Consider the following 20422-nt stretch of genomic DNA (forward strand, 5'->3'; position numbering starts at 1 on the left):
ACCCATCCATCGTGATCGATATCGCTTCCATCCAGACCGCCCGCGAACACCTGCGCGGCCAGGTCTTGAAGACCCCGTTTACCCTGTCGCGCACGCTGTCCGATATATTCGGCGCCGAGATCTGGCTGAAGTTCGAGAACCTGCAATTCACCGCGTCGTTCAAGGAACGCGGCGCGTTGAACCGCATGTTGAGCCTGTCCGACGAGGAGCGCGCCAAGGGCGTCATCGCGGTGTCGGCCGGCAACCACGCGCAGGGCGTGGCCTACCATGCGCAGCGCATGGGCGTGCCCGCGGTGATCGTGATGCCGCGCTTCACACCCACGGTCAAGGTGGCCAACACGCGCCGCTTTGGCGCCGAGGTGGTGTTGGCGGGCGACACGTTCGATGACGCCAAGGCGCACGGCTACGAACTGGCGCAGGCGCGCGGCCTGATCATGATCCACCCGTATGACGACGAAGCGGTGATCGCCGGACAGGGAACGGTGGCGCTGGAAATGCTGGAAGATCAGCCGCAGCTGGATATGCTGGTCATCGCCATTGGCGGTGGTGGGCTGATTTCCGGCATGGCCACGGCGGCCAAGGCGCTCAAGCCCGGCATCGAGATCGTGGGCGTGCAGACCGAACGCTTCCCGTCCATGTACGCCGCCGTCAAGGGCGTGGAGATGGCGCAGGGGCAATACACCATCGCGGAAGGCATCGCGGTCAAATCCCCGGGCGCGCTGACCCAGCCGATCGTCAGCAAGCTGGTCGATCACATCGAGCTGGTCAGCGAAAGCGATATCGAGCACGCCATCGTCGTGCTGCTGGAAATTGAAAAGACCGTGGTGGAAGGCGCGGGCGCGGCGGGCCTTGCGGCGCTGCTGCGTGCACAGGAGGCGGGCAGCGACCGCTTCAAGGGCAAGCGCATCGGCTTGGTGCTGACGGGCGGCAACATCGACCCGCTGATGCTGGGCGAACTCATCGAACGCGGCATGGTGCGCGCCGGCCGCCTGGCGCGCATCCGCGTGGACCTGCGCGATCTGCCGGGCGCGCTTGCGCACGCCACCAAGCTGATCGCCGATGCGCAGGCGAACATCACCGAAGTGCATCACCAGCGCGCCTTCACCTCATTGCCCGTGCGCAATGTCGAAGTGGATTTCGTCCTGCAAACGCGCGGACCGGAACACATTCTGGAAGTGATCGACGTGCTGAACGCCGCGGGCTTCGCGGCCAGCAATCACGACCACTGATCTGCGCGGCTAAGGCCGCCTTTCCCATCAAGGTATCAACGCAAGTGCCCGCCCAGCGCGGGCACTTGCGCATGGTTTCGCGCGCGCATCTTGCCGGCTGTTGCAAAAAAAAAGCATGTTTGGGATGAAAGATAGCTGTCGTTTTTGAAAGCTGTTTGGAACTTTTTCCGACTTCTCCGACATCCCCATCACGCCTGCGCGAACGGCGGATCGGGAGGCATCCGCCCGCTTCAATCCCCCGCCTATCTGCGGATTTCTGTCCAAAATTGGCTCAGGGATATCCCCAAAAAACTCATGGTTCATCCGGATATTCGATATGTCGGGATGCGATTTAGGATCGCCCCTTCGCTTTTTCGCCCGCCGACTTTTGCAGGCGGAACGGCGTTAAGAAATGTGCGCGCCGTTGCTTGCAACGGTTTTTCGGCGCGCCAAACAAGGGAGACCGCAGCTTGATTAGAAACAGACAGGACTTTTGGTCCGGCGCCATGTTCATCGTTCTGGGAGGGGCCTTTTCCGCGCAGGCCACCAGCTATTCCATGGGAAGCGCGGCTCGTATGGGCCCGGGATATTTCCCGTTCTGGCTAGGCATCGTGCTGGCGTTGATGGGCGCGGTCGTGCTGTTAAGCGCACTGTCCAAGCGTGCCGACACCACCACGATCAGCCGCTTCGACTTCCGCATCCTGTTGCTGGTAGTCGGCTCGGTGGTCTTCTACGGATTTGCCCTGCGCTATCTGGGGCTGTACATCTCGGTATTCCTGCTGGTTCTCATCAGCAGCGTCGCCAGCCACGAATTCAATTGGAAAGTCGCCGTCGGCAACGGCCTGTTCCTTGTGGCGTTCTCTTACCTTGCGTTCATACGCGGCCTGGGGCTGATCTTTCCGCTGTGGCCCAGCGTGTTGAGCAACTAGGAGACGGCAATGGAACTTCTACAAAACCTGATGCTGGGATTTTCCGTCGCGTTCACGCCCGAGAATCTCACCTACGCATTCCTGGGCTGCCTGCTGGGCACGCTGGTCGGTGTGTTGCCCGGCCTGGGCCCCGTTCCCACGATCGCCATGTTGCTGCCGATCACGTATGTGTTGCCGCCCACCGCCGGCTTGATCATGCTGGCCGGCATTTATTACGGCACGCAGTACGGCGGATCGACCACCGCCATTCTGGTGAATTTGCCTGGCGAAACGTCCGCGGTGGTGACCGTGCTGGACGGCCACCAGATGGCGCGCAACGGCCGGGCGGGCGCCGCGCTGTCGCTTGCCGCCATCGGCTCTTTCTTTGCGGGCAGCGTGGCAACCGTACTGATTGCGGCGTTTGCTCCGCCGCTGGCGGAAGTGGCGTTCGCGTTCGGGCCCGCCGAGTACTTTTCGCTGATGGCGCTGGGGCTGATCGGCGCTGTCGTGCTCGCATCGGGATCGCTGCCCAAGGCAATCTGCATGATCTTGCTGGGCCTGCTGCTGGGCATGGTCGGAACCGACGTGAATTCCGGCGTCGCCCGCTACGATTTCAGCATTCCCGAGTTGCAGGACGGCATCGATTTCGCGATTGTCGCGATGGGCGTTTTCGGCCTGTCGGAAATCATGGCGAACCTGGAGCAGAAAGAAAACCGTGTCGAGATCACCGACAAGGTCGGTTCGCTCTATCCCAGCCGCCAAGAGTTCCGCGAAGCCGCGCCCGCCATCGTTCGAGGCACGGCGCTGGGCTCGGCGCTGGGCATCCTGCCAGGCGGGGGTTCCGTACTGTCGGCCTTTGCCTCGTACACGCTTGAGAAGAAGCTGTCGAAAGAACCCGAGCGCTTCGGCAAGGGGCACCCGGCCGGCCTGGCCGGGCCGGAATCGGCGAACAACGCGGGCGCCCAGACCTCTTTCATTCCCTTGCTGACCTTGGGCATTCCCGGCAATGCCGTGATGGCCTTGATGGTCGGGGCGATGACCATCCACAACATCCAGCCCGGCCCGCAAGTGATGAGCAGCCACCCCGAGCTTTTCTGGGGCTTGATCGCATCGATGTGGATCGGCAACCTGATGCTGGTCATCCTCAACCTGCCGCTGATCGGCATATGGGTGAAATTGCTGCGCGTGCCTTACCGCATGCTGTTCCCGGCAATCCTCGTGTTCTGCACGATCGGGGTGTATTCGCTGAACTACAACGTGTTCGACATCTTCATGTTCGCCATCTTCGGCGTCATCGGCTACGTGTGGAGCAAGCTGGGATGCGAAGGTGCGCCGTTGTTGTTGGGACTGGTTCTGGGGCCCATGATGGAAGAGAACTTCCGGCGGGCGTTGTTGCTGTCTCGCGGCGAATTCAGCACGTTCGTTACGCGGCCGCTGTCGGCAACGCTGTTGGCCCTGGCCGCCATCCTGCTGGTGCTGGTGATGCTGCCGGCGCTGCGCAAGAAGCGCGAAGAAACGTTTGTCGAAGTCGACTGACTTCGGGGAACAAGATTGGCTCCGGCCTGGCACGGCGCAAGCCGTCCAGGCCTTTTTTTATCAGCCCGCGTCGCGCGCTACCAGGCTCTTCAAGCCATACAGGCGTTCGCGGTGCAGGGTCGTGGCCAGCGGTTCGGGTTCGCGGCCCAGCGCCACATAGTCGGCGGGAATCTGCGCAATGGCGGCGCGCATCGCGTCGGCGTCGGCCTGCCACCATTGCACCAGCATGCGGTCCGGGTTGTACACGTCCAGCCCCTGGCGGCGCAGTTCCGAACGATTGAAATCCTTCAGGTTCCAGGTCAGCACCTGCACCACGGGCGGCTGCTGCAAACCGCAGCGCGCGCGCCGCGCCAGCCCGGCGGCGATCACATGGAAATCCTTCGGGTCGCTGTAGCGCAGCGATGCTTCATACACCTGGGTGTCGGCCTCGTTGGCATCGGGAAAGCGCGCATTCATCTCGGCCCAGAACTCGGCCAGCACCTCGGGCGGGATATCCCAGATGCGCGCGGCGTTGCGCCGCCATTCCTCGCCAATGCGCTCGGTCCATACCGGCGTGTAGACGCCCGCTTCGGCAAGACGCAGCAACAGCCGACGCAGGATGCCGGACATCAGGACGCAGGCATCCAGGACGATGAAGGGGGGGCGGGCGGAGCTGGAAGACAAGATGCGTTCAGGCGCGGTGGCCAGAGAAGTATCGCTTAACAGGGTCGCGCTGCGAGCCAGGGAGCGGCAATGAAAACAGGCGAGGCGCAAGAATAAAGGTTTTTGCGCCGCCGTGCGTCGGCCGCGGGCCGACGCACGGGTTTGACCGCCCGACAGGCTATGCAGGCTGTCGGGCAATGACGGCGGATTCGCTGTCTAGCGCTTGGCCGAAAGCTCGGAAGCGGCAAGCAATGCTTCCTGGGTCTTCATCAGCGCCGCCTGCGTGGAACGGCGAGCCGCCAAGCTGAAGTCGCGCCTGAACTCGCTGTATTCCGCAGCGCCATCTTCCGTGACGGTAATGGTTGCGCTTGCATTATTTGCGGTGCCGCTCACCTTGGTAATCAAGGTGGTCGTAAAACGCGTGGGCGGCCAGGTCACGATACTGGACGACGAAGAATCCGTGGTCAGCGTGGGCACGACGACATAATCGACGTTGTCCGCCGCCGTGGGCTCGGGCGTCTTGATCTTGATGACGTTCGTAAACACGTTGGTCAGCATTTTATAGAACGCGGTTTCCAGTTCTTTATAGGGCTGGTAGCTGACCTTGTCGCCGCCGCCGCCGGGCGTCGTCACCGTCTTGGCAAGATCCGCTTCGGCAATGTAGTAAGCCACGTTGGCGTTCAGGCGCTCCGCGTTGGCCGGTGCTTCGATTTTGCTCAGATCCGGCGAAACCGTGATCTTGTGGGCGCAACCAGAGGCGAGCGCGACAACGACGGACAACGCGGCGAAGCGCAAGAGTTGGGTGAATGGCACGGCGAGGCTCACTTGACGGCGTTGAGGAAGGCGGGATCTTTGAATAGCTCACTGACCAGCTTGTCCACCAGCCCGGGGTATTGCTCAGTTGCCCTGTTTACCGCGACGGTGCCGACGAAGGACGACGACCATTCCTGCTTCGCGGACTTCACCTGGTCGTACTTGATAGCTCCGGCATTGGTGACCAGAAAGCGCGCCTCGATAATGCCGCTGCCCGTGCCCATGGGCACGTACATATCGTTCTTCAACAACGTGCCGGAAATTTCGACGGGGGATTTGTCTGAATACCTGCCGGCCAACGTCAGTTGCTGCTTGAGCGCTTCTGTCAGATAGGCGGCGAAGCTGTTCTCATACGGCGACCGCAGTTTCAAGCTGCGCAATGAAATGGGATTTGCATTGTCCTTGCCGGGTTCGCTTTTGACGGGCCCAACTTTCGCGGTGAAATCGCCTGCTTTCTTCAGGGCGATCACGTTGTCCATGGACGCTTGATACGGGGGCGCATAGACGGAACAACCACTTACTGCCGCGCAAAGGACTGCTACCGATAAAACTTTTTTCACGACAAGCCACCATCCTGTTATTCGGAAGAAACCGAATCTAACATTTTTTTACTTTGAGCAAGTAATGATGGAGCCGGGGAAATTTGAATGAAGCGAAAGCGTTGTAGGCTTGCAGCGAAGTCGATGGCGACGATTCGATTCAACGCGCAGGACGAGCGCCAGCGAAAACGAACGGCAGCAAAATAATGCGCGTGCAGGTAGACGGCAATTTTCAGTCGTCCGCTTTTATTGTTATTTCCAATGGCTGGAAAGCAGCGGAACAAACCGATGGTGCCCGAGACCGGAATCGAACCGGTACGACCTTGCGGTCGAGGGATTTTCTTACCACTTCGGCTTTCGCCGCCAGCGCTGGGCGCTGTTCGTGGTCTGGAGCACGCCTTCACCTTAGCCTTGCGGCCTTAGGTGCCCGCCGTCTGCTCTCTACACCTTCCCCGATTTTTCAATCGGGGCTTGGCTCGGCGTTGGCTCGGAACAGGTCCAGGGCATTCGCCGAGTTTGACGGGCTACACCTTTGGAGTTTCCCCCAAAGGGCTCAAATTTATTCAAGTCCCTTGTGTCTACCAATTTCACCACTCGGGCGATGCGCGGCCCTTTGCAAGGGTCGGCAGCGGGCGTGACTATAACATCCCGCCATGCGCCCGCTGATTATCGGCGGCCGAACAGCCGGCCCAGCAAACCCGAAGGTTTGGAGGCGGCCGCTTCCGCCTCCAGCGCGTTCTCCATCGACAGTTCTTGAAAGTACGCCTTGCCGTTTTGCTGGTAGGACGCCGAGGCTTGGCGGTAGGCCACCGCGGATTCCGCGTGGCGCTTCATCTGGCCGAAGATCCGGCCTCGGGCGAACAGGGCCCAGCTGCGATAGTCGGGATCCAGCGCCATCAGGCGGTCGCACGAGGCCAAGCCTTCTTCATTGCGTTTGGCGGCGATCAGCGCATTGATGCGCTCGGCATGCAGCGGGCCGCTGTCCGACCAGCGCTCCAGGGCGTTGTCGGCGTAGGCCACGGCTTCGTCGGCGCGGTCCAGGTTCGTCAGCGCTTCGATGCGGACGCGGCGCCATTTCAGCCAGTCCGGGTCCAGCGAAATGGCCACTTCCGCCAAGGGCAGCGCTTCGTCGTGGCGTTCCAGGTAGTTCAGCATGTCGGCCGCGTTGCCGGGCAGGAAATCGTCGCCGGGCGACAGCTCGTAGCCTTTCAGGTAATAGGCCAGTGCGGCTTCCCAGTTGCGCTGATCGCGCTGGGCGTTGCCCGCCACGAACAGCAACTGCGGGTCGCCGCTATCGAGCGGGTCCAGGCCGATCAGCGCTTCTTCGGCAAGCTCGGGCTCGCGGCTGCGCACGAATTCACGGGCCTGTTCCTTGCGGCCTTCCCAACCCGAGTCGGACAGCGCATCCAGGTGGCGCCACAAGGGTTTTGCTTCTTCGGCGCGGCCCAGACGATGCAGGGATCGCGCCTTGCCTTGCAGCGGCCAGACCCAATCGGGCTCGCGCTGCAAGAGGCTGGTCCATTCTTCGATGGCGTCGGCGTGGCGGTCCAGTGCTTGCAGGCACGATGCGCGGTTGTGCTGGATGGCGTTTTCTTCGCCCAGGATGGCGCGCGCGCGGTCGAACATGGCGATGGCGTTTTGCAGGTCGCCCAGGCGTCGGTAGTTGTTGCCGGCGTCATACAGGAAGCCGCCGTTGTTGGGCGCGAGGGCGACGGCGCGTTGGTGATAAGGCAGGGCGTCGGCGTAGCGGCCGGCGTTGTGCAGGTTGGAGCCGATATAGCAATGGGGCGCGGCCGCGCTTGAGCGGATGCGAGAGGCGCGCGTCCAACTGTCGATGGCGTCGTCCAGCCGGCGGTCGTTGATCAGCAAGTACGCTTGCGCCATCAACAGCCCATAGTGGGTGGGCGTGCGTTGCAGGGCATCGCGCAATGCGCGCCACGCTTGCTGTTCGTCGCCGTCGTCATAGAGAACCACGGCCTGCACGGCGATGGCATCGGCGCATTGCGGATCCAGCGCCAGCGCTCGCGCCAGATCGGCGTCGCGCTGCGTGTACGCCTTGCGCTGGGCGTGGCAGCGGGCGCGCAACGCCCAGAAGGTGGCTGATTGAGGCTGCTCGCGCACAGCCTGCTCGCATAGCGACAGCATTTTCGGCAGGTCGCTGCCATCTTCGGCGCGGTGGATGGCTTCGATCAAGGCGGACATGCTTGGGTTTCCGTCGTTATGCAGGGGCGGGTTATCGCAAGGTTTCAGCGCGCGAAGGCGCTGGCGTCGTGGCGGCAGCTGTAGGTGCGGTCGTTGGCGGGAATGTCGTCGCTGCCGCATTCCCAACGCCGCACGCCGCCGCCCTTGCGTTCGGCGCGCAACTCCGGCACGTAGACCAGATGCTTGCCCGCCAGGCTGGGCGTGCCGTCGGTGCTGGGCGCGCCGGCAATGGTGAAGCGCAGAACGCCGTTGACCGGGTTCATCTCCACCTTGGAAAAGCCGCTGTCGTGCAGCGATTGCGCGCTGATGCCCAGTTCGTCCAGGCTGGAAGGGAATTTCTGGGTGCGCCGATAGTGGTTCTCGGCCAGCCGACGCACCGGGTCGGACACCAGATCCAGACGGATGATGTCGGCGTGCAGCGGGTTGTCGCTCTTGCTATCGCCGGTGGCGTTCACGCCGATGACGATGCCGACCACGACCAGCGCCAGGATGCCGAACACGGCAAACAGGAACTTGCCCGCGCCGGTGACCGACGGGGCGCGGGCGACGGCCGCCTGCACCGCGCGCGGATCCGCCTGGCGCGTCACGACGTGCGTGCCGGCCAAGGCGTTGTGCATGGCGCGTTCGCCGAAGATCATCTGCTGCAAGTGGTGGAACAGGCCGGGCAGCAGCAGGTTCACCGTGTACTTCAAGGTGTGCCGCCAGAACGAGCGCAGCAACCCGGGCGACTGCCCCTTGCGATTGACTACGCGCAGTTTCACGGCGCGCTTGCCGGGCGAACCGTTACCCCAGGCGTCCATGAAGGCGGGCAGGAACCAGCCGATCAGGCCCGCCGCAAAGGCGACCCAGAAGGGTGGCGTGTCGCCGGTCAGCCCCTCGTAGGTCAGCTGCGCCGCGAAGATCAGCACAATCATTCCCGCCGCCATGACGAGCGCGTCGATCGCGCTTGCGCCCAGCCGGGGCCAGATGCTGGGAAACACCAGCCCGTTGCCCTGACCCGCGCGGGCCGACTGGGCGGGCGCCTTCGCCGCAGCGGTTTTTGACGCGCGAGACTTCGATTTGCCAGCGGCGGCCGCTTGGGCCGGCGCGGCCGGGACGGGCAATGGCGCCTGGCAACTGAAGCATTGCGTATTGGAGGCGGGGTTTTGCCAATTGCAGCGGGGGCATTGCATGGAAACTGAGATCCTGGTGATGCCTGGGCCTTACGTTGACGGCCGGAGCGCGGATGATACTCAAGTCTTGCGCTAGGGAAAACCCGGAGCACCGCGACGATGGACAACGCGGGACACTTTCGGCCATGAAGCCCGCTCAATCCCCCCACAGTCCCGCCCGCGATATTGATCCGATATCGCTACGTCTGTTCCTGTCCGCCCTGGAAGAGGGCAGTCTTGCGCGGGCCGCCGCGCGCGAAAACATCGTGCCCTCCGCCGTCAGCAAGCGCATGTCGGAAATGGAAGAAGCGTTTGGCGTGCCGCTGCTGGAACGCGGCGTCAAGGGCGTGCAGGCCACGCCCGCCGGCAACGCGCTGGCCACGCACGTGCGCCGTCTGTTGCAGGACGTGGAACACATGCACCGCGAGATGGCGGGCTTTGCGACGGGCGTGCGCGGGCGTGTGCGCCTGGCGGTTAGCGTCGCGGCGTTGTCGGGCGACTTGCCGGCGCAGATCCAGTCGTTTCGCCGGGCGCATCCCGAGATCGACATCCTGCTTCAGGAAGACACCACGCAGGCCGCCTTTCGCGCGGTGCTGGAAGGGCAGGCCGACGTGGCGGCCGGGTCGGACTTCGGGCATGACGGCTTGCAGGTCTTTCCTCGCGGACATTGCGAGCTGGCCGCCGTCGTGCCGGGCCAGCATGTATTGGCCCAGCGCGAGACGCTCGACTACGCGCAACTGCTGCCTTTCGAGCAGATCGAACTGAACCGCGACAACGGCATCAGCAGCGTGTTCGAACAAACGGCGCAGTCGATGGGCGTGGCGCGGCGAATCAGCGCCCGGGTGAGCGGGCACGAAACGATCTGCACGCTGGTCGCGCGCGGCATGGGCGTGGCGGTGGTGCCGCTGTATCTGAAAGCGCGCCACACGCATCTGGACATCCGCTTCATTCCGATGACGGGGCCGTGGTCCAGCACGCCGCTGTGCATCGCCGTGCGCGACCCGGACGCGTTGGCGCCCGCCGCGCGGACATTGCTGGCGCACCTGGGGGTGTTGCCTACGGCGTGACTGCCATCGACGGGGCGCGCGCATTCAGGGCTTACCCGGACGTTCCGAAACGAGAATGCCCCGGTGCTGAAAGACCGCTACCCGCCCGGCGCGTACGCCCGCGATCATGCTTGCATCGCGGTGCCGCCCTGCCTGATTCCGGCTTGGCCGCGCCGCCCCATCCCCAACGGCCAGCAAGAGGACCACCCGATGAGCGCAGCACCGCCTTCACCTTTCATGGACAGCTCTGAATTGCCCTTGCGCGGCATCAAGGTGCTGGAACTGTCACACATGATCATGGGGCCGGCCGCGGGTTTGTCGCTGGCGGACCTGGGGGCCGATGTCATCAAGATCGAACCCATCGATGGTGACCGCACGCGCCGGCTCAAGGGCTCGGGCAGCGGCTACTTTCCGGTGTTCAACCGCAACAAGCAAAGCCTGGCCATCGATCTGAAGTCGGCGCAAGGCCAGGAGCTGGTGCGCAAGCTGGCGCTGCAAACCGATATGGTGGTGGAGAATTTCCGCGACGGCAGCCTGGCGCAATACGGTTTGGATTATGAATCGCTGTCGGCGGAAAACCCCGGGCTGATCTATGTATCGCTCAAGGGTTTTCTGTCCGGCCCTTACAAGCATCGGACGGCGCTGGATGAAGTGGTGCAGATGATGGGTGGCCTGGCCTATATCAATGGCGGGGCCGACACGCCGCAGCGCGTGGCGGCTTCGGTCAACGACATCCTGGGCGGCACCTTCGGCGTCGTGGGCGCGCTGGCCGCCTTGCATGACCGCCACGCCACGGGACGCGGCCGCCACGTGCGCTCGGGCCTGTTCGAAAACAATCTCTTGCTGGTCGCGCAGTTCATCGCGCAGTTCCAGCTGACCGGCACCGCGCCCAAACCCATGGGGGCCGAGCGCAAGCCGCCATGGGGCGTGTATGACGTATTCGAAACCGCCGATGGCCGCGTGTTCGTGGCGGTGGTGGGCGATGCGCAATGGCGCAACTTCGCGCAGAAATTCCTGCCGCCCGAATGGGGCGCCGACCCGCGCCTGGCCACGGCGGTCGACCGCGAAGCCGCGCGCCCCTGGCTGGTGCCGGGCGTGGCCGAGATACTCAAGTCCTGGAAGACCGACGAGCTGTGCGCCGCGCTGGAAGCGGCCAACCTGTCCTACGGCCCGATCCGCCAGCCCCATGATTTGCTGGACGACGCGCATTTGATCGCCGGCGGCGCGCTGCTCAAGACGCGCCTGCCCGACGGCGGCGAGATTTCGGCTGCGGCATTGCCGCTGGAATTCGACGGCCGCAAGGCCGGCAAGCGCATGGACCCGCCCGAGCAGGGCGGCCACACCCACGCCATCCTGAAGGGGCTGGGGCTGGATGCCGCGCGCATCGAAGCCCTGCGCGCCGAGGGAGTCATTGCATGACCGGGCGGTAGCGCCCGGATTTCTGTCGAGGCGGCGTCAGACCGCCAAGACATCCATCAGAGAGGAGACAACATGATCCGCAAACTCGTCGCGCTGGCCGTCCTGGCCGCCGCTTGCACGGCGCATGCCGAAGACTATCCCAGCAAGCCGATCCGCATCATCATCCCGTCCACGCCGGGCGGCGGCACCGACTATATCGGCCGGCTCATGAGCAACAAGCTGCACGAGCTGAACGGCTGGGCGGTGGTGCCCGAGAACAAGCCGGGCGCGGGCACGGCGTTGGGGCTGGCCGAAGCGGCGCGCGCGCCCGCGCAGGGCTATGACCTGGTGATCGGCCAGTCGGACAACGTCACGTTGATTCCGCTGCTGATGAAAGTGGCCTATGACCCGATCAAGGACCTGACGCCGGTGGCCCTGGTCGCCACCACGCCGATGGTGCTGCTGGTGTCGGAAGCGTCGCCCTACAAGACGCTGCCCGAGGTGATCGAGGCCGCCAAGAAGGATCCGAACAAGATTTCGTATGGCACCTCGGGCACCGGGGGCGGCGTGCACATCGCGATGGAAATGCTGCAACACGAGGCGGGCTTCAAGATGCAGCACGTGCCGTACAAGGGCTCCGCGCCGGCGCTGGCGGACCTGATGGGCGGGCACCTGCAATTTGCGGGGTCGTCGATTTCGTCGGCGGCCTCGCTGATCAAGTCCGGCAAGGTGCGGGCGCTGGCAGTGACTTCGCTCAAGCGCAACGCCGCGCTGCCGGACGTGCCCACGGTGGCTGAACTTGGCTACAAGGATTTCAGCGTGGTGACCTATTACGGCGTGCTGGCGCCTTCCAAGACGCCCACGGACATCGTCCAGCGGCTGAACACCGACTTCAACAAGCTGCTGTCAAAGAAAGACGTGCGCGACGCACTGGCCGCGCAGGGGCTGGAAGCCGATCCCGTTTCCAGCGCGCAATTCGCCTCGCTGATCCAGTCGGACATCGGCAAGGCCAAGCAGACGATCAAGAGCGCGGGCATCGTGGTCCAGCAATAAACGCCAACGGCATCGACAACGGAACGTCCTATGAACCAGGAAATCAGGATATGCGAAGTGGGTCCGCGCGACGGGCTGCAAATGGCGCGGGGCATGATGTCCACCGCCGACAAGCTGCGCTGGATCGGCCAGCTTGCCCAGGCGGGCTTGCGCGAAATCGAGGTGGGCAGTTTCGTGTCGCCACGCCTGGTGCCGCAGATGGCCGACACGGGCAGCGTATTGCAGGAAGCGCTTAGTATCGACGGGCTTACCGTATGCGCGCTGGCGTGCAATCTGAAAGGCGCCATCGCCGCCTACGAGGCTGGCGCGCACGTGGTGGCGTTTCCCATCTCGGTCAGCGACACGCATAGCCGCGCCAACGTGGGCAAGGGCACCGACGCGCAGGTCGAGGTGATGGCGTCCATCGTCGACTGGGTGCGGTCGCAAGCGCGTCCCATGCGGATCGACGCGGCCGTGGCCACGGCGTTCGGCTGTTCGATGGAAGGCCCCGTGCCCGTGGATCGGGTGGCCCAGGTGGCCGCCGCCGTCGCGCGCACGGGCGTGGACGAGATCGCGCTGGCCGACACGGTGGGCTACGCCCATCCTGCACTTGTGCGCGAGGTGGTCCGGGCCACGCAGGACGCCGTGGGCACGCGCCTGACCAAGCTGCATCTGCACGACACGATGGGGCTGGGGCTGGCCAATGCGCTGGCGGGGCTGGACGAAGGCATCCGCGCCTTCGATTCCTGCCTGGGCGGGCTGGGCGGCTGCCCGTTCGCACCGGGCGCGTCCGGCAATATCGTTACCGAGGATCTGGTGTTCATGCTGGAAAGCATGGGTTACCGCACGGGCGTGGACCTGTCCCGCCTGCTCGCCGCCCGTCCGCTGCTGGCCGATTCGCTACCGCAAGAAGCCTTGCGCAGTGGCGTGGCGGCAGCCGGCATTCCGAAAACGTTTCGGACTGCATGAGCAGCCAAGCATGATGGGGGTAGAGGAATGAGCCGCCGCGCCGCAAGGGGCGGCGGTTGTCATTGAGGGTCTGGCGGAAGCGGTGAGATTCGAACTCACGAACGGTTGCCCGTTGCCGGTTTTCAAGACCGGTGCAATCGACCACTCTGCCACGCTTCCGGGGTGATGCTGTGCCGCTGGCCAGGCCGCGGCGTTACGGCTGGCGGTGATTCGGCCGTCAGGCAAACATTCTGCCCGAACGATCCCGCGAGATGCCGTAAAGGGCGCAATAATAATCTATTTGCTGCAAAGGAGGCACGCGATGCACGCTGTAGAAATCTCCCGCCCCGGCGGCCCCGAGGTCCTGGTCCCCGTAGAACGTCCCACGCCCGAAGCCGGCGCGGGTGAAGTCCTGATCAAAGTCAGCGCCGCGGGCATCAATCGCCCCGACGTGTTCCAACGCAAGGGCAACTACGCGCCTCCGCGCGGCGTGTCCGATCTGCCGGGCCTGGAAGTGGCCGGTGAAATCGTCGGCGGCGACGTGGCCGGCAGCGGCTTTGCCGTAGGCGACAAGGTCTGCGCATTGGTGGCGGGCGGTGGGTATGCCGAGTATTGCGTTGCGCCGGTCGCGCAATGCCTGCCCATCCCGAAGGGCTTGTCCGACATCGAAGCAGCCGGTCTGCCGGAAACGTATTTCACGGTCTGGAGCAACGTGTTCGATCGCGGCCGCCTGTCCGAAGGCGAGATCCTGCTGGTGCACGGCGGCGCAAGCGGCATCGGCACCACGGCGATCCAGCTGGCGCGCGCTATGGGCAACCGGGTGTTCGCCACGGTCGGCAGCGATGACCGCGCCCGCGCCGTCGAAGCGCTGGGCGCCGAGAAGGGCATCAACTACAAGACCCATGATTTCGTGAAGGAAGTCATGGAAGCGACCGACGGGCGTGGCGTGGACGTCATTCTCGACATGGTCGCCGGCGACTACATCGCACGCGACATGCAGTGCCTGGCGGATGACGGCCGCATCGTCATCATTGCCCAGCTGGGCGGCTCGCGCGCCGATGTGGACACCTCGCAGGTCATGCGCCGTCGCCTGACCATCACTGGTTCCACGTTGCGTCCCCGCCCGGTCGCCTTCAAGGGCGCCATCGCGCGCGCCCTGCGTGAACAGGCCTGGCCCTTGCTGGAAAAAGGGGCCATCAAGCCCATCGTTCACGCCACCTTCCCGCTGGCCGGGGCCTCCAAGGCCCACGCCATGATGGAAGGCGGTGAAAACATCGGCAAAATCATCCTGACAATGTAAGAATCGCGCGGCGATCGGCGTATCGCCGCGCAACAGGATACAATCTCGGGTTTCGCCTGGAATTTTTTCCAGGCAGGCCCGTGGGCGGTTGCATCATTGCCCGGGCTCATCCCACTCTGACACCTGCCATGACTTCAGTCGAAAACCGCGCCCGCCTCGTGCTGGGCAACTGGAAGATGCACGGCAACCTGGCCGAGAACGCCGCGTTGCTGACCGAGCTGCGCGCCGCGGATGCCGCGAGCCACTGCGAGATCGGCATCTGTGTTCCGTTTCCCTATCTGGCGCAAGCCGGCTCGGCCCTGACCGGAAGCAGCGTGTCGTGGGGCGCGCAAGACGTCAGCGCTCATGAAAAGGGCGCCTACACCGGTGAAGTCTCCGGTGCGATGCTGAAAGAATTTGGTTGCCGCTGGGCGCTTGCCGGCCACTCCGAGCGCCGCGTGCTGCACGGCGAAACCGACGAGATCGTCGCCGCCAAGGCGCAGGCGGCACTGGCCGCTGGCGTGACGCCGGTGGTTTGCGTCGGTGAATCGCTGGCCGACCGCGAGGCCGGCAACACGCTGGCCGTGATCGAACGCCAGTTGAAGCCCGTGCTGGCACTAGGCGCAGAAGCCGTGTCGCGCATGGTCCTGGCCTACGAGCCCGTCTGGGCCATCGGCACCGGCCGCACCGCCAGCCCCGAGCAAGCGCAGGAAGTTCACGGCGCCATCCGCGCTGCCTTGCGCACGCTGGGCGCGGCGCAAGTACAAGTTTTATACGGCGGTAGCGTAAAAGCTGCCAACGCCGCCAGTTTGTTCGCCATGACTGATATCGACGGGGCCCTGGTCGGCGGCGCGTCGCTAGTGGCTGAAGAATTTTTGCGTATTGCCGCCATCTAAGTTTCCGTTCCGGAGTCTGTAATGCCCTTGATGCTTAAACTTTTGCTGGCCGTCCAAGTTCTTTCGGCGCTGGCTATCATCGTTCTGGTCCTGCTGCAGCAGGGCAAGGGCGCCGACATGGGGTCCGCTTTCGGTAGCGGCTCCTCCGGCAGCCTGTTCGGTGCCACCGGCGCGGCCAACTTCCTGTCGCGCGCCACCAAGTGGGCCGCCGTCGTCTTCTTCGCGTCGACCGCCGGCCTGGCCTACGTCAGCCACAAGGGCACCAGCGGCCCCGCCGTTGACTCGGGCGTGATGCAAAGCTTCCCGTCGGACCGTTCGGTGCCGCAAGTGCCGGGCGCCGCGCCCGCCGCTCCTGGCGCTGGCAGCTCGTCGGTGCCTGGCGCCGCTTCGGTTCCGGCAGCCCCTGCCGCGCCGGCCAAGCCTGACGCGTCGGTCCCGTCCGCGCCGGCAACCCCGGCCGCGGGCGACAAGCCGGCTGAAACGCCCGCGAAGTAATTCACCGCAAGTTCAAAATGGCCGGCGCAATGCCGGCCATTTTCTTTTGTGCGCGCCGTGGTGCGGGGGGCGTGAAAAAGGGGCGGGCGACGCACGAAGCCGTCGATCGGATATCGGGTATTGAGAATCGTTCTCATGACTGATATAATCCGCCGGCTATTTCGACGCCCACCTTTACCCCTCCCACGCTGCACGCTTATGGTCCCTTCTCTTGACGACGCTCAGTCAGCCCGTCCGCCGGTTGCTGGCGCCGGTGCCATGGCCGTGCTGGAAAGCTGGTTCCGAGGGCATCATGGCTGGTTGCTGGAGCGCGTGCAGCGGCATTTGCGCAACTGGGCCGAAGCCGAAGACGTCGCTTCAGAAACGTTTTCCCAGGCGGCCGCGATCCAGGCGGGCAATCAAGGCCTGAATACCGTGCGCGAACCCCGGGCGTTCCTGACCACCATCGCCAAGCGGCAGATTTTCCAACTGTGGCGCCGTCGCGATCTGGAGCAGGCCTATCTGGAAACGCTGGCCTTGCAAAGCGCGGCCATGGCGCCGTCGGTTGAAGAGCGCCAACTGTTCATCGAGGCGCTGGAGGGCGTGGCGGCCGCGCTGGAAGGCTTGTCAGCCAAGGCGCAACAGGCCTTTTTGTACAGCCAGCTGGACGGTCTGACCTATGGCGAAATCGCCGACAAGCTGGGCGTGTCCGCCAGTATGGTTCGCCAATACATGGCGCAGGCGTTTCGGCGTATGGCAGGACTGAATGACGTGCGTTAGCGGGTGGGAACCGAGGCGCTGTTCATGAATGCGCACGCCGTGCTGGATAACCAGGCCAACGACGCCGCGCTGGGGTGGCTGGTCATTTTGCGGTCAGGCGAAGCCACGCAGGAAGATCGCGACGAGCACAGCGTCTGGCTGCAAGCGCATCCCTCGCACGCGCAAGCCTGGAGTCGATTGACGGATGCTGTTGACCGCCCGCTGGGCAAGGTGCGCGTCCATTACCCGCAGGCTGGCCAGGCCGATCTCTTGTCGCAGACCTTGTCACGCGCCCAGGCCGCCGGACGAGGGCGCCGCCAGTGGCTCAAGGGGGCGTTGAGCGTGGCGGGCGTCGGGTCGCTGGTTGCACTGGCGCTGGCCGAGCGCAATATGCCCTTGACCCAGCTGTTGGCCGATCACGTGACCGGCACGGGCGTGCGCCGCGCGCTTACCTTGCCGGATGGCAGCGTGTTGCAGATGAACGCGCGTACGGCGGTCGACGTGCTGTATTCCAATGGATTGCGGCTGGTGATCTTGCGCGAAGGCGAGTTGATCGTCGATGTGGCGCCGGCAGACGGTGGCACGGTGGCCAGGCCGCCGTTTGTCATCCGCACCGCGCAGGGATCGATCCGCGCGCTCGGCACGCGTATCGCCGTGCGCCAAGATAGCGGCAGCACACGCGTGGCCATGCTGCAGCACCGCGTCGTCTTGTTGCCGCAGGATGGCCGGCAGGAGACCCTGGACGAAGGCGAAACGGCGCGCATGACCGAGCAAGGCGTCGAGCGCTTGCCCGTGCCCGCCCTCACCGCGGGCGCGTGGGAGCAGGGCGTCGTGCAACTGCACGATCAACCGCTGGGCGAACTGATCGCCGCATTGCGCCCCTACCGCCGTGGCTATGTGCGCATCAGTCCGGCTGCCGCCCGGCAGCGCGTCTATGGCACCTATCCCCTGGATGACACCGACCGCACGCTGGCCATCGTCGCCGAAACCCTGCCGGTGCGCGTGCGCCGTTACGCAGGCGGCATGATGGTCGTTATCGATGCGCCGGGCGATGGCTGAAAAATAAAAGCAGAATCCGACTGTCACTTTTGCGTCGCTGCGCCACATCCCTCATGAAGCTAGTCCGATTCACGACGTTCTTGAGGGAAATCTCGTCATGTCTACCGTTACCGATCTGCGGCTGTCGCTGCTGGCCGCCGCCTTGGTCGCTTTGTTTTCGACGCCGGGCGTTCGGGCGCAGTCCGAGGGCGGCAGCCGCCCCGTCGCCGTCGACGCCGCAAACGTGTTGCGCACCTATGACATTCCGGCGCAAGCGCTGGGCAGCAGCCTGGCCCGCATCGCCAGCGAAAGCGGCGAAGCCATTTCGGTAGACGCCGAGCTCGTGCGCGGCATGCAGGCCCCCGCCGTGCGCGGCCGCTACAGCGCCGAGCAGGCCGCCCATGCCGCCATCGAAGGCAGCGGTTTGGAACTGCTGCGCACGGGCAGCGGAAGTTGGGCCTTGCGCCGGCTTCCGCAAACGGCGGGTGGTGTCGTGACGCTGGGCGCAGTGCAGGTCATGGGCGAACGCGATCCCGCCGTCACCGAGAATACCGGCGCCTACACCGCCACCGGCCCCAGCGCGACCGGCACCCCCCTGGCGTTGACCCTGAAGGAAACGCCGCAGTCCGTGACCGTCATCACTCGCCAGCGCCTGGATGATCAGAAGCTGGAAAGCATCATCGACGCGTTGGAAAGCACCACCGGCGTTACCGCATTCCGCCAAGGCATGGGCACCGACCTGAGCGGCCTGTGGTCGCGCGGGTTTACGATTTCGAACTTCCTGGTCGACGGCATCCCCAGTTCGCTGGGCGCGTCCAGCTATTGGCGCAACACCGCCATGTACGACCGCATTGAAGTCGTGCGCGGCGCCACCGGACTGATGAGCGGGATGGGGACGCCCGCCGCCAGTATCAATCTGGTCCGCAAGCGACCAACCGCCGAGGGTCAGGCCAGCATCACCGCCGAAGCCGGCAGTTGGGACCGCTATGGCCTGGGCGCCGACCTGTCTGGCCCGCTATCCGACAACGGCAAGCTGCGCGGCCGTCTGGTCGTCGATGAAGAGAATCAGCATTCCTGGATCGACCGCTACGAAAAGCGGAACCGCCTGGTCTATGGCATTACCGAACTCGACCTGAGCCGTTCCACGTTGCTGACGGTGGGCTTGAGCTACGAGAAAAACGAAAACGATTCCCCGCTGCGCACGGGCCTGCCCTTTACGTACAGCAATGGCGCGCCCACGAATTTCAAGCGGTCCACCAATGCCGCGCCCGACTGGAGCTACTACGACAGCGAACTGACCAACCTGTTTGCCTCCGTCAAGCACGACTTTGGCAAGGGTTGGAACGGCAAAGTTGAAGTCACCCATACGCAGTACAACTACGACAGCGCGCTGTATTTCCTGACCGGCTCCATTGACCAGCGCACGGGCGGCGGCGCATCGGTATGGCCAGTGCGCTGGAAGAGCAACGACAAGCAAACCACGCTTGACGCCCAGCTCAGTGGCCCGTTTGATCTGCTGGGACGCCAACATGAAGTCGTGGCCGGGATCTCGCTCTCGCAGCTGCGCTCGGACACGCCTGACTACGGCAGCTGGCTGGGTCCGTGGACGGGCTACGACGGCTCGATCGCGGACTTCCGCCATTGGGATGGCGCGTCCAACACGCCCGACTTCGTGAAAGCCGGGCAGACCAATACCAAGGAGACGCAGTACAGCGCATACCTGACCACGCGCTTCAAGCTGGCCGACCCCACCAGCCTGATTGCGGGCGCACGCGTCATCAACTGGGAACGCAAGGCCGACACCAGCGTGGTCGGCGTACCGGGCAGCACCCACGCCGACACCCGCGAAACGGGTGTCATCGTTCCCTACGCCGGCCTGGTCCACGACCTGAATGAAAACTGGACCGTCTACGGCAGCTATACCCGCATCTTCAGCCCGCAGTCGGCGTCCACCCGTGACGTCAACAACACCGTCCTGGATCCCGAACGCGGCACGAGCTATGAACTGGGCATCAAGTCCAGCTTCCTGGAAGATCGCTTGAACGCCGGCCTGGCTCTGTTCAAAACCCGGCAGAGCAATCTGGCCAATTACGACGCCGCCACCTCGTCGTACGTGGCGCTGCAAGGCATCCAGACCAAGGGCGCCGAACTGGAACTGACGGGCGAACTCAGCCGTGGCTGGAACATCGCGGCCGGCTACACGTACTCCATCAGCGAAGACGCCAAAGGCCAGCGCGCCATCACCCAGATCCCGCGCCACAGCGTCAAACTGTTCACCACCTATCGCCTGCCCGACGCCCTGAACAAGCTGACCGTCGGCGGTGGCCTGAATTGGCAAAGTGCTTCGGGCTATGTCGGCGAAGCCCAGCAATCCAGCTACACCGTCGTCAACGCCATGGCACGCTACGAGTTCAGCAAGCAGTTCAGCGCAACGTTGAACGTGAACAACGTGTTCGATAAGGCGTATTACAGCGGCCTGAGCATGTACGGCGGCATCTATGGCGCACCCCGGAACGTCGTGCTGAGCGCGAAGTACGCGTTCTAGTCGACGGG

The 20422-nt window shown here is 64.3% G+C and carries 19 protein-coding genes and 1 tRNA gene; 13 read left to right on the plus strand and 7 right to left on the minus strand.

All coding sequences use genetic code 11. The features are described 5' to 3' along the window. Positions 1-11: 11 nt before the first annotated feature. From API01S_RS09140 to API01S_RS09150, 3 genes are all read left to right on the plus strand, one after another. Positions 12-1229: a threonine ammonia-lyase gene (locus API01S_RS09140; protein WP_050727938.1), complete on the plus strand. Its 1218-nt coding sequence runs from the start codon at positions 12-14 to the stop codon at positions 1227-1229. A gap of 485 nt (positions 1230-1714) precedes the next feature. Next, positions 1715-2137 carry a tripartite tricarboxylate transporter TctB family protein gene (locus API01S_RS09145; protein ID WP_061304207.1) on the plus strand — a complete coding sequence of 141 codons (423 nt, stop codon included), beginning with the start codon at positions 1715-1717 and terminating at the stop codon, positions 2135-2137. 9 nt (positions 2138-2146) lie between these two features. After that, on the plus strand, positions 2147-3652 hold the full coding sequence (locus API01S_RS09150) for a tripartite tricarboxylate transporter permease (protein WP_006217876.1): 1506 nt from the start codon (positions 2147-2149) through the stop codon (positions 3650-3652). A gap of 60 nt (positions 3653-3712) precedes the next feature. Here API01S_RS09150 and API01S_RS09155 read toward each other — a convergent pair whose 3' ends face one another. From API01S_RS09155 to API01S_RS09175, 6 genes are all read right to left on the minus strand, one after another. After that, positions 3713-4261, minus strand: coding sequence for a PIN domain-containing protein (locus API01S_RS09155; RefSeq protein WP_254598569.1), 549 nt, complete (start codon positions 4259-4261; stop codon positions 3713-3715). Between the two features lie 249 nt (positions 4262-4510). Next, positions 4511-5119 (minus strand): hypothetical protein, encoded by a 609-nt coding sequence (locus API01S_RS09160; RefSeq protein ID WP_061304211.1) that lies wholly within the window; start codon positions 5117-5119, stop codon positions 4511-4513. Next, positions 5116-5586: a hypothetical protein gene (locus API01S_RS09165; RefSeq protein WP_254598556.1), complete on the minus strand. Its 471-nt coding sequence runs from the start codon at positions 5584-5586 to the stop codon at positions 5116-5118. The genes API01S_RS09160 and API01S_RS09165 overlap by 4 nt, the downstream gene beginning before the upstream one ends. 98 nt (positions 5587-5684) lie before the next feature. Next, positions 5685-6050: a hypothetical protein gene (locus API01S_RS29175; RefSeq protein ID WP_156487091.1), complete on the minus strand. Its 366-nt coding sequence runs from the start codon at positions 6048-6050 to the stop codon at positions 5685-5687. A gap of 262 nt (positions 6051-6312) precedes the next feature. Beyond that, a complete protein-coding gene (locus API01S_RS09170; RefSeq protein WP_061304215.1) occupies positions 6313-7848 on the minus strand; it encodes a tetratricopeptide repeat protein in 1536 nt (511 codons plus the stop codon). 44 nt (positions 7849-7892) lie between these two features. Next, positions 7893-8828, minus strand: a complete 936-nt coding sequence (locus API01S_RS09175) for an RDD family protein (protein WP_231689323.1) — start codon at positions 8826-8828, stop codon at positions 7893-7895. Between the two features lie 317 nt (positions 8829-9145). Here API01S_RS09175 and API01S_RS09180 point away from each other — a divergent pair, with 317 nt between their 5' ends. From API01S_RS09180 to API01S_RS09195, 4 genes are all read left to right on the plus strand, one after another. Next, positions 9146-10066: a LysR family transcriptional regulator gene (locus tag API01S_RS09180; RefSeq protein ID WP_061304219.1), complete on the plus strand. Its 921-nt coding sequence runs from the start codon at positions 9146-9148 to the stop codon at positions 10064-10066. A 216-nt stretch (positions 10067-10282) separates the two neighbouring features. Then, positions 10283-11464: a CaiB/BaiF CoA transferase family protein gene (locus tag API01S_RS09185; RefSeq protein WP_061304625.1), complete on the plus strand. Its 1182-nt coding sequence runs from the start codon at positions 10283-10285 to the stop codon at positions 11462-11464. Between the two features lie 72 nt (positions 11465-11536). Continuing rightward, positions 11537-12496, plus strand: a complete 960-nt coding sequence (locus API01S_RS09190; RefSeq protein ID WP_006217886.1) for a Bug family tripartite tricarboxylate transporter substrate binding protein — start codon at positions 11537-11539, stop codon at positions 12494-12496. Positions 12497-12526: 30 nt separating this feature from the next. Beyond that, the gene (locus API01S_RS09195) at positions 12527-13444 is read left to right on the plus strand and encodes a hydroxymethylglutaryl-CoA lyase (protein WP_061304221.1); all 918 of its coding nucleotides are present in this window, start codon (positions 12527-12529) and stop codon (positions 13442-13444) included. 71 nt (positions 13445-13515) lie between these two features. Here API01S_RS09195 and API01S_RS09200 read toward each other — a convergent pair. Then, positions 13516-13603, minus strand: a tRNA-Ser gene (locus API01S_RS09200). Between the two features lie 142 nt (positions 13604-13745). On the opposite strand from API01S_RS09200, the gene API01S_RS09205 reads away from it, so the two are divergent. The 6 genes from API01S_RS09205 (at position 13746) to API01S_RS09230 (ending at position 20414) form a co-directional block, all read left to right on the plus strand. Further along, positions 13746-14723: an NAD(P)H-quinone oxidoreductase gene (locus API01S_RS09205; protein ID WP_061304223.1), complete on the plus strand. Its 978-nt coding sequence runs from the start codon at positions 13746-13748 to the stop codon at positions 14721-14723. A 128-nt stretch (positions 14724-14851) separates the two neighbouring features. Further along, positions 14852-15598, plus strand: coding sequence for a triose-phosphate isomerase (gene tpiA, locus API01S_RS09210; protein WP_039882871.1), 747 nt, complete (start codon positions 14852-14854; stop codon positions 15596-15598). Positions 15599-15619: 21 nt separating this feature from the next. Continuing rightward, the gene (secG, locus tag API01S_RS09215; RefSeq protein WP_050727928.1) at positions 15620-16093 is read left to right on the plus strand and encodes a preprotein translocase subunit SecG; all 474 of its coding nucleotides are present in this window, start codon (positions 15620-15622) and stop codon (positions 16091-16093) included. Positions 16094-16351: 258 nt separating this feature from the next. Continuing rightward, positions 16352-16852, plus strand: coding sequence for a sigma-70 family RNA polymerase sigma factor (locus API01S_RS09220; protein WP_006217891.1), 501 nt, complete (start codon positions 16352-16354; stop codon positions 16850-16852). A 24-nt stretch (positions 16853-16876) separates the two neighbouring features. Then, positions 16877-17890, plus strand: a complete 1014-nt coding sequence (locus API01S_RS09225; RefSeq protein WP_061304626.1) for a FecR domain-containing protein — start codon at positions 16877-16879, stop codon at positions 17888-17890. A 97-nt stretch (positions 17891-17987) separates the two neighbouring features. Continuing rightward, complete coding sequence (locus tag API01S_RS09230; RefSeq protein ID WP_061304225.1) at positions 17988-20414, plus strand: TonB-dependent siderophore receptor; 2427 nt, start codon at positions 17988-17990, stop codon at positions 20412-20414. Positions 20415-20422: the final 8 nt, after the last annotated feature.

Origin of the sequence: Achromobacter piechaudii NBRC 102461, from assembly GCF_001571245.1 — a bacterium.
GTDB lineage: Bacteria > Pseudomonadota > Gammaproteobacteria > Burkholderiales > Burkholderiaceae_B > Achromobacter > Achromobacter piechaudii.

Bases quoted from the DNA above. Each gene is read 5' to 3' on its own strand.
- API01S_RS09145 (WP_061304207.1), top strand. From the start codon at position 1,715: ATGTTCATCGTTCTGGGAGGGGCCTTTTCCGCGCAGGCCACCAGCTAT.
- API01S_RS09150 (WP_006217876.1), top strand. From the start codon at position 2,147: ATGGAACTTCTACAAAACCTGATGCTGGGATTTTCCGTCGCGTTCACG.
- API01S_RS09155 (WP_254598569.1), bottom strand. From the start codon at position 4,261: ATGTCCGGCATCCTGCGTCGGCTGTTGCTGCGTCTTGCCGAAGCGGGC.
- API01S_RS09165 (WP_254598556.1), bottom strand. From the start codon at position 5,586: ATGGACAACGTGATCGCCCTGAAGAAAGCAGGCGATTTCACCGCGAAA.
- API01S_RS09170 (WP_061304215.1), bottom strand. From the start codon at position 7,848: ATGTCCGCCTTGATCGAAGCCATCCACCGCGCCGAAGATGGCAGCGAC.
- API01S_RS09180 (WP_061304219.1), top strand. From the start codon at position 9,146: ATGAAGCCCGCTCAATCCCCCCACAGTCCCGCCCGCGATATTGATCCG.
- API01S_RS09185 (WP_061304625.1), top strand. From the start codon at position 10,283: ATGGACAGCTCTGAATTGCCCTTGCGCGGCATCAAGGTGCTGGAACTG.
- API01S_RS09190 (WP_006217886.1), top strand. From the start codon at position 11,537: ATGATCCGCAAACTCGTCGCGCTGGCCGTCCTGGCCGCCGCTTGCACG.
- API01S_RS09195 (WP_061304221.1), top strand. From the start codon at position 12,527: ATGAACCAGGAAATCAGGATATGCGAAGTGGGTCCGCGCGACGGGCTG.
- API01S_RS09205 (WP_061304223.1), top strand. From the start codon at position 13,746: ATGCACGCTGTAGAAATCTCCCGCCCCGGCGGCCCCGAGGTCCTGGTC.
- tpiA (WP_039882871.1), top strand. From the start codon at position 14,852: ATGACTTCAGTCGAAAACCGCGCCCGCCTCGTGCTGGGCAACTGGAAG.
- secG (WP_050727928.1), top strand. From the start codon at position 15,620: ATGCCCTTGATGCTTAAACTTTTGCTGGCCGTCCAAGTTCTTTCGGCG.
- API01S_RS09220 (WP_006217891.1), top strand. From the start codon at position 16,352: ATGGCCGTGCTGGAAAGCTGGTTCCGAGGGCATCATGGCTGGTTGCTG.
- API01S_RS09225 (WP_061304626.1), top strand. From the start codon at position 16,877: ATGAATGCGCACGCCGTGCTGGATAACCAGGCCAACGACGCCGCGCTG.
- API01S_RS09230 (WP_061304225.1), top strand. From the start codon at position 17,988: ATGTCTACCGTTACCGATCTGCGGCTGTCGCTGCTGGCCGCCGCCTTG.